The following is a 12,944-nucleotide window of genomic DNA, read 5'->3' as shown; positions in this document are numbered from 1 at the left end:
CGCGGAGCCGCGGCGGGTCTCCGGCCCGCTCCCCACGGGCGCGCCGTCGGGTCTCTCAGCGCATCCCCGCCACCAGGCGGCCCAAGCGCCGGAGCCGTTCCAGGCTCGCCTCGTAGCGGGCGCCGATCACCAGCAGCAGCACACCCGCCACGGCGAACGGCACCCAGTTCGGCACCAGGCGGGTCAGGTCCCACAGGGGCGGACCGAACGCCCTCAGCGAGGTCGCCACCAGCACCAGCCCGCCCGCCACCAGGGCCGCCTGGAGCCGCCCGCGCAGTCCCCACACGGTCACCGCGAGGCCCAGCACGAGCACGGCGGGCACCCGCCACACCATGCCCTCCTCCGCCAGCACCAGCACGACGGTGGGCAGGAACAGCAGTGCCAGGCCGCCGCCGTGGGCGGCCCAGCTCGACGGCGGTACGGCCGCCCTGCGGCTCCACTCCCAGCCCACGGCCAGCGCCGCGAGGGCGGGCGGCACCGTGTACGCCTCGGGCACGGCCACGTCCCAGGCCGAGAGCACCGTCCACAGCGCCGCCAGCATCAGCAGCGCGCCCACCGGCGCGAACCAGCGCCGCCCGGGCCGCGCGGCGGTAGCCAGCGCGACGACCCCGACCACCGCCAACGCCAGTGCGACCAGTTCCGCCCGCGCCCCCGCCGCCGCGGCGACGCCCAGCGAGACCGCCGCCCACAGCCAGGCTGGAACCTCCGTCGCCGGTAGCAGCGGTCCGCGCAGGCGCGGCGCTGCCACGGCCACCGCGGCGACCATCGCGATGGGCGCCAGCACCGCGTACTCCACCGGAGCCCCCAGCAGCAGGGGCAGCGCCAGCGCGAACCCGCCCGTCGCCGCCGTCGCCGCCGCCGTGGCGCCGACCGCCGCGACGGCGGTCCGGGCCGGGGCCGCGACCACCGCGGCGACCACCGCGACCCCCATCAGTGCACCCGTGGTCGAGTGCGCCTGGACCAGGGACCAGCCCGTGCCGAGCAGCAGGGTGAGGAGGGCGGTCAGCCCCGCCAACCAGCCGAGCCGCCCGCTGCGGGTCAGCGCCGACCACAGCGCCAGGGCCGAACCCACCGCGAACACCCACAGCAGGGCGCCGAGGAACGGCGCGTCCAGGACCAGGGGCAGTGCGACGAGCGAGGGCGGCGCGGCGAGAACCGCCGCGGCCGCCGTCCGCCCGCGGTCGAGCAGGGCGACCAGGGCCACCGCCGCCGCACCGGCCAGCAGCATCCCGACCGCCGTGCCGAAGGCCTCCGCCGGGCCCGCCGCGCCGTGCAGCCCCAGGACGGTGCGGGCCGGTTCGCCCAGGGCCCGCACGGGCGCCGTCCACGGCCCGTACGCGCCGGACAGCAGCGGTAGGCCGGGGCCGTGCCCGCGTCCGACCAGCAGCGGGGCGGACGCGAGCAGGAGCAGACCGACCACGGTGAAGACCGGCCGGGGGTCGCCCCCGGCACCGCTCGCGGACGGGAGGGGGGTCCGCCCGAGCAGCACCGCGTTCGCCCCCGCCAACAGCGCGCTGACGGCCAGCAGCCACCACGCCGCCGGCGGCGCGGTGTCCGAGATCACGAGACCGAGCCCGAAGAACGCGCCGGTCAGCATGGCCAGCGCCCACAGGAGCAGGCCCGTCGCGTAGAGCGCCGCGGGGCGGCCGGAACGGGCGTACAGGAGCAGCGCGACCAGGACTGTCGCTTCCACGAACACGAGTGCGGCCAGGGAGGTGTACTGGTCCGGAAGCGACCACAGGCCACCGGTGAGCAGGGCCAGGGTTCCGGTGAGCGCGGGCACCCAGGAGCCGGGCCGACGCGGTGCCGGGGCCGTGGCCAGGACCAGCGCGGCGCCGACCAGGAGGGCGCACACCACCGCCGCCGCGTGCGGCGGGTCCAGCAGGTGCACGGCCGTCAGCAGCGCCGGAGGAGCGGTCAGGGCGGCGGCGGGCACCAGCGCCCGGCGGCGCAGCAGGAACACCGCGCCCATGGAGAGCACGGCGCAGACGAGCACGGCGAGCAGCGTGGACACGGCGTCCGCGGGGGCCGTCGTCGGCAGACCCAGCACGCTGGACACCGGTGCCGTCGAGGGGACGCCGTTCCACGGGGGCAGGGGCGCCCTGGGCAGCGCGGGCAGGTGCGCGGGTCCGGCGGCCAGCGGGGCCGCCCCCAGGACCAGCAGGGCGATGACCGCGGGGACCCGGGAGGTTCCCGCGTTGTCTGTGCCGCCCGTCGCCGCTGGGCCGCCCGGTCCGCCCACCGGCCCGGGACCCGCCGGGGCCCGGTGCGGCGGGTTCCGGGCCAGCAGCAGACCGGTCACGCCCGACAACAGCAGGACGGCGGCCACGAACCACCAGGCTCCGGCGCGGTCGGCGCCCGCGGCGGAGGCGACGAGGGCGAACGCCGTGTACAGCAGCGCCAGGACCGTGGTCAGCACCCACAGCACGGTCGCGCTGCCCCGGAGGGCGCGCACGGGGACGCCCGCGCGGGGCCGTCCGGACCAGAGCGCCAGGAGCAGGTCGGCGAGCCCGGTCGCGGCCAGGACGGGCAGCGCCCAGGACCAGAGCCAGGGGGAACCGGACGCCGCCACCAGCAGGACTGGCACCGGTTGCAGGAGCAGGACGGCCAGGACGCGCGGCGTCCGCAGCGGCACGAGCAGCGGATAGGACGCCAGCAGCGCGCCGATGACGACCAGCGCGATCGCGGTGTAGCCGGAACCGCTCCCGATCCGCTCCGACGCCAGCAGCCACAGCGCGAGGGCGTCGACGCACAGAAGCGCGGCGGCCAGGCAGCCGAAGGTCTCCGCGGTCGCCCTGAGACCGCGGCGGTGCAGAGGCAGGGCCAGGACGGCGAAGGCCGCCGTGGTGAGGCCGAGGACCCCGGCGCGGGCGCCGGTGCCCATGTCGCTCCACGTCCAGATGGCGAAGACCAGGGCCGCGATGCCGACGAGCACGCCGCCCAGTCCGAGGATGACGTTCTGGGCCGAGCGGCGGGTGACCTCCCCGGACACCCGCCCGACGGGAGCCCCTCCGGCCGGCCCGTGCGCCGGCGCGTAGGGGACATGCCCGTGTGCGTGGACTCCCTGGCCGCCGGGGGGCACGACACCGGGCGGGGCGGCCGGTCCCGGCGCGTGACCGGAAGCCCGATCCGGAACCCGCGGCGGCTCACCGTGCGCGGAGCCGGGAACGGCCCCGGCCGGGGGCGCGCCCCGGCCCGACTCCTCGCGCAGCAGTGCCACGACGGCGGCGCGCTCCTCGCGCAGGTGCCGCTCGCGGCTGTTGAGCAGCGAGATCTCTGTGTCGATGCGCCACAGGCGCTGGGCGGTGACGCCGACGAGCAGGAGCCCGCACCGCTGGCAGGTCCGGGGCGCAGCCGGGAGCGGGACGCGGCAGTCCGGGCACCTGAGCCGTGGGTCCTCGGGGGACGGCGGGGATCCGTGGACGTTCATGGCGCCATCCTGGTCCCCGCGGCCGCCCGGGCACATCCGTACGGGTACTCAGGAGCACCGTTCCCGGTGACCTCCGTCTCGCTCCGGGAGGTGCGGAGACCCCCGCCACAGCACCGGGAGGGCTTGACCTCCCCTTGACTCTGCGTATCGACGCGCAGGTCAAAGCGCCGCACTGTGGATGCATTCCGTGATGTGATCCAAGACATAGTAAATCTGGCGTTACTTCATCGTGACGATGATGCAGGCTGAACCCGCTGCACGAACATCCCCTCCCACGTGGGAACCCGCGCCGCGGTCGGTCGAACGGCTACCCCTTCCCTCGCGCGCGACACCCCGGGCCACGTGGTCAGCGGCGGCGAACTCTCACACACGCGGACCCCGTGGGGCGCGTGTGCGTCTACGCGAAAGGGCGATTTTGCTACTCAACCTCATCTCACTGCGACATGCGGGCGCCGTCGGCGCCGCGACCCTCGTCGCCGGCGGCACCTTCTCGGTCGCCGCGTTCGCCCAGAGCGACGCGGCCGACCCGAGCCAGCTCGCCTCCGCCGCGGTGGTCCCCGACCAGCAGTCGGCGGCGGGCGGCGACGGCGGATCCGACCGGCCCGAGGACTTCTTCGCCGCGCAGTCCGAGCAGAGCGACCAGGAGCGCCGGACCCAGCGCGAGGAGAGCATGGAGCAGGCCAGGGCGGTCGTCGACGGGGCCGTCCGCGCCGACAGCGGGACGGCCAGCGACATCGCCGAGCCCGAGCCCGAGCCCGAACCCGAGGCCGACGCCTCCGGCGGTTCCGACTCCTCCGGCGGCGGATCCGCCGCGTCGGCCCCCTCCGGCGACCCCAAGGAGATCGCGCTGCAGGTGGTCCTGGACGAGGGCTGGGGCGCCAGCGAGTTCCACGACTGCCTGGAGCCGCTGTGGGAGAAGGAGAGCAACTGGAACCACACGGCGGAGAACCCCAGTTCGGGCGCCTACGGCATCCCGCAGTCGCTGCCGGGCGACAAGATGGCCTCCCACGGCTCCGACTGGCGGACCAACCCGGCCACGCAGATCGCCTGGGGCATCGACTACATCAAGGACCGCTACGGAAACCCCTGCGGCGCCTGGTCCCACTCCCAGGCCAACAACTGGTATTAATAGGGCTTTCCCTGCCAATAACCCCCTCTTGGGAAAGGCAATCGTGCTAATCAACCGAATGTCGCTGCGCAGTACGGCGGCGGTCGGTGCGGCGACCCTCGTCGCGGGTGCGACCTTCGCCGTCACCGCGTTCGCGGATGACGAGATCGATCCGGACACTGTGGCCAGCGCCGCCATTCCGGAGGCCGAGGAACCCGCCGCCGACACCGAAGCCGGGGAGGAGCAGTTCTTCTCCGAGCAGTTGTCCCAGGAAGAACTCCAGACCCTGCGCAGCCAGGCTCAGGAGCAGCGTGACGCGGCCCTCACGGAAGGGGTCCTGACGGCCCAGGTCGAGGGAAGCGACATCGAGGAGGAGGAAGAAGAGGAAGAGGAGGAGGAGACTCCCGTCTTCACCGGCGACCCCAAGGGCATCGCCCTCCAGATGGTCACCGATCAGGGCTGGGGCGCCAGCGAGTTCCACGACTGCCTCGAGCCCCTGTGGCAGAAGGAGAGCAACTGGAACCCCAGCGCGCAGAACCCCAGTTCGGGCGCCTACGGCATCCCCCAGTCGCTGCCGGGCGACAAGATGGCCACCCACGGCGACGACTGGCAGACCAACCCGGCCACGCAGATCGCCTGGGGCATCGACTACATCAAGGGCCGCTACGGCACTCCCTGTGAGGCCTGGGCCCACTCCCAGTCCGTCGGCTGGTACTGATCCGCCGGTGCGCCCCCCTGTCGGCGGGCGCCGCCTCCGGCTCACACGCGAGGCGCGGGGGCCGTTCCCTTCCGGAACGGCCCCCGTCGTGTCGGGCCCGCCGCGGTCGGCGGGCGGCGCGCTCACAGCAGTGGGTCGAACGACTCCATGACGTCTTCGGGCAGGTCGTCGTAGTAGTCGGCGTCCTCGCGCGGAACGTTCACGCTCACCAGGTAGAACACCCGGTCGCCCTCGTGCTCGGTGCTGACCGCGTAGGCCCAGAAGCGCCGTTCCTGACTCGCCCAGGTCTCGTTGACGAAGTCCGACTCCACCAGGGCGACGTCCCAGCCCTCCTCGAAGTCGCCGTCGTCGAACTCCTCCAGCTCCAGCTGCGTGTAGCCGGTGGTGACGTCACCCTCGACCCGCGTCCCGCCGTTGGTCTCCTCCAGGTACTCGGCGCTCGTCCCGGTGAACTCCTGCTCGGTCCACCCTGTCACCCACACCTGGTGGTCGCCGCCCGGCGCGACGAACACCGCCAGCGTGTTCTCGATCCCGCTGTCGTCCACCTGCCACCCGGCCGGGTGGTCCACGTGGAACCACTGCGACCGGAAGGTCTCCAGCTCGTCGTAGGACGGCGGCTCCCCGTCCTCGTCCCCGTCCCCGGTCGTGCCGCCCTCACCGCCGCTGCCGCTGCCGACACCGGCCTCGTCCCCGCCGACGGAGGCGGAGGGCTCCGCCGGGGGCCTCGCGCCCTCGGACGCCGACAGCGTCTCGGAGGCGCCGCCCTCGGCCTCGGCTCCGGCGAGCAGGGTGGCGCTCACCACGGCCACACCGCCGATCAGCGCCAGGGCCACCACCGCGGCGCCCACGCCGACGAGGAGCCTGGTGTTCCCCGAGCCCGAGCCCGGAGGCGCGCCGCCGTGTCCGCCCGAGTGGAGCGCGGCACCGGGACCCCCGGGTCCGCCCGGGCCGCGGCCCATACCGCCGTGGCCGCCTCCCGCGGAGTGCGGCGGCCGGTGCTGGTGGACCGCGCGGTGCCCGTGCGCGAAGGGCGTCGCGGGCGTCACCGGGTCGGCCGGTCCGCCCCGCGGCGGGCTCGGCCCCGTCACCGGACCCTGCGGCAACGGGGTGCGCGTGTAGGGGTAACCGCCCACCGGCCCCGTGCCGGGGCGGCCGCCGCCCGGCGCCTGGCGGGGGCTCCGCGGAGCGCTGACCCCGGGGGCCGCGTGCGGACCGCTGCCGAAGGCCGGGGCGCCGCCTCCGAACGCCCCCGCGCCCGCCGCTCCGAAGCCGCCGCTGTCGTCACCGCCCGCGTTCGGCCCGCCACGCCCGCGCAGCAGTGCCAGCGCCCCGTCCGCGTCCAGCCTGCGGTCCGGGTCGCGCTCCAGCAGGCCGGAGATGAGCGGCTCCAGCCGCCCGGCACGCGTCATCGGCGGCAGCGGAGCGGACATCACCGCCGCGATCGCCGCGGTGATGCCGTCGCGGCGGAACGGGGAGGCGCCCTCGACCGCCGCGAACAGGGTCACGCCGATGCTCCACAGGTCGCCCCGGTGCTCGGCCGGGCCGCCCGCCAGCCGCTCGGGCGGCATGTACTCGGGCGAGCCGATCAGCGCGCCGGTGCGGGTGATGCTCGGTCCGCCCTCCATGGTCGCGATGCCGAAGTCGGTGAGGATCACCCGGCCGTCCAGGGACGTCATGATGTTGCCCGGCTTGATGTCGCGGTGCAGGACCCCGGCCGCGTTCGCGGCCCGCACGGCGCGCAGCAGCGACTCGGCGATCTCCGCGACCTCGTCCGGGGGCAGGGCGCCCCGCTCGTCGAGCCGGTCCTGGAGGGACCCGCCCTCGACCAGCTCCATGACCACCCACGGGTTGCCGTCGTACTCGAAGACGTCGTGGATGGTGATCACCGTGGGGTGGCTGATCCGCGCGGCGGAGCGCGCCTCGCGCCGGACCCGGCCGTGGGCGTCCGCGCGCTCGGCGTCGGTGAAGTGGTCGGGAAGCAGCACCTGCTTGATCGCCACGTCGCGGTCCAGCGTCGGGTCGAAGGCCTGCCAGACCACCCCCATACCGCCGCGGCCGAGTTCCCGGCGCAGGACGTAGCGGTCCGCGACGACGCGTTCACTGCCGCTGTTGCTCGACATGTACTGCCCTCTCGGAGGCGGGCTTCCAAGGTGCTCGTTCAAGAATGTCGGACGCCTTCCGCGCCCGGAAGGTTCCTGGTCCGGCCCTTCACCGCCGGGTGAGACGCAACCGGGACCCGTGCGCACCGTGCCCCCCGTCCGGCGCGCGACCGCCCGGCCCGGCACGCGGAAGGGGCACCCCGCACGCGGGGTGCCCCTTGGCGGAACGGGTCCGGACTACTGGGAGTTGGTCATCCGCAGCACGTCGAGGGCCTCGTCCAGCTGCGCCTCGGTGAGCTTGCCGTCCCGGACGTAGCCGCGCTCGATGACCACCTCGCGGATGGTCTTCTTCTCCTTCAGCGACTGCTTGGCGACCTTGGAGGCCTCCTCGTAGCCGATGTAGCGGTTGAGCGGGGTCACGATCGACGGCGAGGACTCGGCGTAGACGCGGCACTGCTCGGCGTTGGCCTCGATGCCGGACACGCAGCGGTCCGCGAACACGCGCGAGACGTTGGAGATCAGACGCACGGACTCCAACACGTTGCGGGCGATCATCGGCAGCTGCACGTTCAGCTCGAAGTTGCCGCTCGCGCCGCCGAAGGCCACCGCGGCGTCGTTGCCGACGACCTGCGAGGTCACCTGGAGCACGGCCTCGCACAGGACCGGGTTGACCTTGCCCGGCATGATCGAGGAGCCGGGCTGGAGGTCGGGCAGGAGGATCTCGCCCAGGCCCGTGGTCGGGCCCGAGCCCATCCAGCGGATGTCGTTGGCGATCTTGGCGAAGCCGACCGCGATGGTCCGCAGCTGGCCGGACAGCTCGACCAGGCCGTCGCGGGCGCCCTGCGCCTCGAAGTGGTCGCGGGCCTCGGTCAGCGGCAGGCCGGTGTGCTCGGCGATCTCGGCGATGACCCGGGCGGAGAAGCCCTCGGGGGTGTTGATGCCGGTGCCCACGGCGGTGCCGCCCAGCGGCAGCTCGGCCACGCGCGGCAGGACGGCCTCCAGGCGCTCCACGCCGTAGCGCACCTGGGCGGCGTACCCGGCGAACTCCTGGCCCAGGGTGACCGGGGTGGCGTCCATGAGGTGGGTGCGGCCGCTCTTGACCACGGAGGCGAACTCGGTGGCCTTGGCGCCGAGCGCCTCCTCCAGGTGCCGCAGCGCCGGGACCAGGTCGTTCTGGACGGCGGAGGTGGCGGCGATGTGGATGGACGAGGGGAACACGTCGTTGGATGACTGCGACGCGTTGACGTGGTCGTTGGGGTGCACGGGGGCCCCGAGGCGCTCGGTGGCCAGCGTCGCCACGACCTCGTTGGTGTTCATGTTGCTGGAGGTGCCCGAGCCGGTCTGGAAGACGTCGATCGGGAACTCGTCGTTCCACCTGCCCTCGGCGACCTCCAGGGCGGCCTCCCGGATCGCCTTGCCCAGGTCGTCGCTGATGACGCCTAGCTCGGCGTTGACCTTGGCCGCGGCGGCCTTGATCTGGCCGAGGGCGGCGATGTGCGCGCCCTCCAGGCCCTGGCCGGAGATCGGGAAGTTCTCGACGGCACGCTGCGTCTGGGCCCTCCACTTGGCCTCGGCCGGAACCCTGACCTCACCCATCGAGTCGTGCTCGATACGGAACTCGCTCATTGCAACCCAACTCTCCCTGGGAAAACCTGTGAGCCCCAGATTGCCAGACGCACCGGAGCACACCGCCACCTCACCCGGGGTTGACGGTGTTGCACGCGTCATGTTGACACCGACGCCGCCCTCCGCGACCGGTCGGCGGTCCTCGCAGGTCGGCGCGGTCAGGCCCCGATACCGCGTCGGCGCTCGCGGCGGCGCCAGCCCAGGAGGCGGCGCCTCCTCGGGGCGCGCACGCGCACCACGCCGAACAAGGAGAACCCGTCGATCTCCAGCACCGGGGGACGGGACAGCTCGGAGCGGCGCGCGGTGGTGGTGCGCCTGCCCAGGAACGACCATCCGGTCAGCCGCACCTCGACGCCCTCGGGGACGTCGATCTCCACGCGGCCCAGGACGGCGGTCGCGGTCATGCGGTGGTGGTTGTGCATCAGGAGCGCCTCGCGCATGTCCACCTCGACCCTCCCGACCAGCGCCACGGCCAGCTCGTCGGGATAGGCCACCCAGCGGCCCCTGCGCTCCGCCCTGCCGAACAGGCCGAGGACGGGCTGGCGGTCCAGGCGGATGGGCTGCTGCTCGGCGGGGAGCAGGTCGGCGGTGATCCCGGGCAGCTCGCCCAGGGTCCGGGCCTCGTGCGCGAGGGAGGAGCGCTCCTCGAACTCCTCCAGGTCCAGACGGCCGTCGGCGGCGGCCTCGCGCAGGACCCGCAGGACCCGTTCGCGGTCGGTGTTGGAGGCACGGAGCCGATCGGGGGACACTTCCTCACTCACACCGCCCAGACTAGGCGAAACCCCGGGCCGGCCGCCCGTCCGGGGAGTACCGCGCGTCGGCGCGTCCGGGGGCGCTCCGCGTCCGCCCGCCCGGGGCCACGGGAGGACTCCGGACGGGAGCGCCGCGCCTCGGCCCGGCCGGAAGGCGCGGCGGACCGGACCCGGGCGGGGCGAAGGCCCTCACGCCTTCGCCCCGCACGCCGTCACAGGTCCATCAGCGCCCGCCTGGCGACAGCGTCGGAGGCGGCGGCCAGCGGCCGGACCGCCACCCTGACCAGCGCGCGGGCGTTGTCGTCGCCCGCCACGCGGTTGGAGCCGAGCTCACCGCACCGCACGCAGCGGTGGACGATCATCCACTCCCCGTCCGGTCGCGCCGCCATGCTAAGCGCGTCCATCGCGCCCCGGCAGCCGGACGCGCGGTCGCCGGGGACCCGCAGGTCCACGTGCAGGCTGGTCAGGCAGTGCGGACAGTGGTTGCGGTGGGCCGTCCCAGGCGCGCGGGCCGGGATCTCCAGACGGCACCGCACACAGCGGAACGAACCCGCGCCGCCCGCCTCGCCGTGGGCGTGCAGCACGGTCTTGGGGCGCTGGGGACGCCTGGTGACACGGGTGTTGCGTCGGCCCACGCTCACACCTCCCCGAACAGGTCGAGCGGGAAGGGCGGTTCGGCCAGCGGCCGGACCGCGATCCGCATGAGGACGAGGTGGTTGTCGTCCGGTGGGACGGCGCTCTCGGACATCTCGTCACACACGCCGCAGCGGTGGATGAGCGTCCAGGAGCCGCCGCGCGGTACCGCGACCGAGATCGGGGCCATGCGCCCGCCGCAGTCGGAGGCACCGCCCCCGACCCGGTCCAGGACGTGGCGTGAGCTCAGGCAGCTCGGGCAGTGGTCGCGCGGTTCCCCGTCGGGGCCGAGACGTGACACGGACAGGCCGCAGCGCACGCAGGCGAAGGCGCCGGTGCGCACGGCGGAGCTGTGGCCGGAACGGCCGGAGGAATCGGTGGTGGACACCCGGAGGCACTCCTTGCTGGGAATGGGTGGTGAACAGCAGGGAGCAGGCCGAGCGCTTCTCGACGGAAAGGGGCGTGGCCGCCTCAGGTACCCGGTGCCCGGGTACGGCGGTGGCACGCGTGACTGTGAGGCGCGCTCGGCGCGTTCCGGGGCATACTCACCCTTCTCCGTCCGGAGTCGTCCTCCGGATTCTCGTCGCCTACGGGTCCGGAGGACGATCGTAGGCGGGTGCCCCGGCCGGGACAACGGGTTTTCCGCCGGTCGGACCGACCCGCGCTGCCCGCCGCGCCGCGGCCGCGCACGGCGCGGCGGGAGGGCTTCCACAGCCGGAGGAACCCGCTGGAAATCCCTCGCCCCCGCTGTCTACGGTTGTGTTCATGACCACACCTGTCCCCGGTCACCGTCCTTCCGGGAGCACGACCATGGACGCCGGTGGCACACCGCCCGCCCTGCGGCTCCGGGGAGTCGTCAAGCGCTTCGGTTCGCTCACCGCCGTCGACGGGCTCGACCTGGAGGTCCCGCAGGGCGTCGTCCTGGGCCTGCTCGGGCCCAACGGCGCGGGCAAGTCGACCACCATGAAGATGCTCACCGCCCAGTCCCTCGCCGACGAGGGCGAGATCCGCGTCCTCGGCCACGCCGTCCCCGACGAGTCCAAGTGGGCCCGGGCCCGCATGGGCGTCGTGCCCCAACACGACAACCTCGACGAGGAGCTCACCGTCGAGCAGAACCTGCGGATGTTCTCCTACCTGTACCGGGTGCCGCGCCGCCGACGCCGCGAGGCCATCGCCCGGACCATGCGGCTGGCCCAGCTCGCCGACCGGGGCGCGACCCTCGTCGACGACCTGTCCGGGGGAATGCGCCGCCGCCTGCTCATCGTCCGCGCCCTGCTGCACCGGCCCGAACTCGTCCTCATGGACGAGCCCACCGTGGGCCTGGACCCGCAGGTGCGCCAGGACCTGTGGAGCGTCATCTCCGCGCTGCGCGCCGAGGGCGTCACCGTGCTGATGTCCACCCACTACATCGAGGAGGCCGAACGCCTCTCCGACGAGGTGGCGCTCATGGCCGCGGGCAGGATCGTCGAGCGCGGCGCCCCCGCCGACCTCGTCGCCCGGTACGCGGGGACCACCGTGGAGGAGTACACCCCGGGCGAGGAGGGTGTCGACGGACTCGAACGCCTCGTCCACGGACACGGCTTCACCACCCGGCGCACCGGCACCACCGTGTCGGTCCTGCGCGCCGAGGAGCTGCCCGACTCCCTGCGCGACCGGCTGGGCGCGCCGCTGCGCCGGGTGAGCACCCTGGAGGACGTCTTCGTGGCCCTGACCGGGGAGAGTGTGGAGTGACGGACCAGACGCGGCAGGCCCGGGAGGACGCCCGGCCCGAGATCCACGCCCGCCCCGGCCGGTTGGAGGCCGACGCGGTGATGGGCGTCGTCGCCCGCGAGTGGATCCTGTACGGCCAGTCCTGGCGGGCGACCACCTTCGCGGCGGTGGTCGAGCCCACCCTCTACCTGCTCTGCTTCGGCTTCGGCATGGGCGCCCTCATCGGCACCCTCGCCGGGTACAGCTACATCGACTTCCTCGGCACGGGCATCGTGGCGGTGTCGGTGCTGTTCCAGTCGATGATGCCCGGAGTCATCAACACCTTCATCAAACGACGGTTCCTGCACACCTACGAGGGCATCCTCGCCGCCCCCGTGGACGTGCGCGAACTCGTCACCGGCGAGGCTCTGTGGCTGGCGATGCGTTCGGGCGTGTACGGGTGCGTCCCACTGCTCGTCGCGGTCGGATTCGGGCTGCGCCCCGGCCCCGGCCTGCTGCTCGTGCCGCTCATCGCCTTTCTGTCCGGGTTCGCCTTCGCCCTCTTCGGGATCTGGATCTCCGCCCTGATCAACTCGGTGCGGTCCATGGACTACGTGTTCAGCGGCCTGTTCACCCCGCTGTTCCTGGTGGCGGGCACGTTCTTCCCGCTCACCGAGCTGCCCGACTGGGTGCGGAACGCGGCCATGGCCAATCCGCTCTACCACTCGGTCGAGCTGATCCGCGGGGTGGTCTTCGGCAACCTCGGGGCCGGACCGGCGCTGTTCCACCTCGGAGTGCTGCTGGTGTTCGTGGTTCTCATGTGGTTCCTGGCGTGCGCCCGGATGAGACGCCGCGTGGTCGGCTGAAGCCCCCCGCACGCGCGGACGGC

10 protein-coding genes are annotated in these 12,944 nt (G+C 73.9%); 4 read left to right on the top strand and 6 right to left on the bottom strand.

Annotated elements, in window-relative coordinates; genetic code table 11:
- Positions 1-55: 55 nt before the first annotated feature.
- On the bottom strand, positions 56-3,430 hold the full coding sequence (locus tag KGD83_RS25290; protein ID WP_212641484.1) for an SCO7613 C-terminal domain-containing membrane protein: 3,375 nt from the start codon (positions 3,428-3,430) through the stop codon (positions 56-58).
- A 415-nt stretch (positions 3,431-3,845) separates the two neighbouring features.
- On the opposite strand from KGD83_RS25290, the gene KGD83_RS25285 reads away from it, so the two are divergent.
- Positions 3,846-4,559: an aggregation-promoting factor C-terminal-like domain-containing protein gene (locus KGD83_RS25285; protein WP_212641483.1), complete on the top strand. Its 714-nt coding sequence runs from the start codon at positions 3,846-3,848 to the stop codon at positions 4,557-4,559.
- A 58-nt stretch (positions 4,560-4,617) separates the two neighbouring features.
- Positions 4,618-5,256, top strand: a complete 639-nt coding sequence (locus tag KGD83_RS25280) for an aggregation-promoting factor C-terminal-like domain-containing protein (protein WP_212644604.1) — start codon at positions 4,618-4,620, stop codon at positions 5,254-5,256.
- 122 nt (positions 5,257-5,378) lie between these two features.
- Here the strand turns inward: KGD83_RS25280 and KGD83_RS25275 are convergent, their stop codons facing one another.
- The 5 genes from KGD83_RS25275 to KGD83_RS25255 all read right to left on the bottom strand — a co-directional run bounded on the left by KGD83_RS25275 (position 5,379) and on the right by KGD83_RS25255 (position 10,754).
- Positions 5,379-7,376 (bottom strand): serine/threonine-protein kinase, encoded by a 1,998-nt coding sequence (locus KGD83_RS25275; protein WP_212641482.1) that lies wholly within the window; start codon positions 7,374-7,376, stop codon positions 5,379-5,381.
- A gap of 216 nt (positions 7,377-7,592) precedes the next feature.
- Positions 7,593-8,981 (bottom strand): class II fumarate hydratase, encoded by a 1,389-nt coding sequence (locus KGD83_RS25270; protein WP_212641481.1) that lies wholly within the window; start codon positions 8,979-8,981, stop codon positions 7,593-7,595.
- 158 nt (positions 8,982-9,139) lie between these two features.
- A complete protein-coding gene (locus tag KGD83_RS25265) occupies positions 9,140-9,730 on the bottom strand; it encodes a DUF1707 SHOCT-like domain-containing protein (protein ID WP_212644603.1) in 591 nt (196 codons plus the stop codon).
- A gap of 215 nt (positions 9,731-9,945) precedes the next feature.
- Entirely contained in the window at positions 9,946-10,374 is a 429-nt protein-coding gene (locus tag KGD83_RS25260) for an RNHCP domain-containing protein (RefSeq protein WP_081461683.1), read from the bottom strand.
- On the bottom strand, positions 10,371-10,754 hold the full coding sequence (locus tag KGD83_RS25255) for an RNHCP domain-containing protein (protein WP_212641480.1): 384 nt from the start codon (positions 10,752-10,754) through the stop codon (positions 10,371-10,373). The genes KGD83_RS25260 and KGD83_RS25255 overlap by 4 nt, the downstream gene beginning before the upstream one ends.
- 422 nt (positions 10,755-11,176) lie before the next feature.
- Between KGD83_RS25255 and KGD83_RS25250 the strand changes: the two genes are divergently transcribed.
- The gene (locus KGD83_RS25250) at positions 11,177-12,097 is read left to right on the top strand and encodes an ABC transporter ATP-binding protein (RefSeq protein WP_212644602.1); all 921 of its coding nucleotides are present in this window, start codon (positions 11,177-11,179) and stop codon (positions 12,095-12,097) included.
- The gene (locus KGD83_RS25245) at positions 12,094-12,921 is read left to right on the top strand and encodes an ABC transporter permease (RefSeq protein ID WP_212641479.1); all 828 of its coding nucleotides are present in this window, start codon (positions 12,094-12,096) and stop codon (positions 12,919-12,921) included. The genes KGD83_RS25250 and KGD83_RS25245 overlap by 4 nt, the downstream gene beginning before the upstream one ends.
- Positions 12,922-12,944 lie beyond the last annotated feature (23 nt).

Origin of the sequence: Nocardiopsis akebiae, assembly GCF_018316795.1 — a bacterium.
In the GTDB taxonomy this organism is placed as follows: Bacteria; Actinomycetota; Actinomycetes; order Streptosporangiales; family Streptosporangiaceae; genus Nocardiopsis; species Nocardiopsis dassonvillei.
The sequence above is the reverse complement of the archived record's forward strand: the minus strand, read 5'-3'. Positions and strand labels throughout refer to the sequence as shown.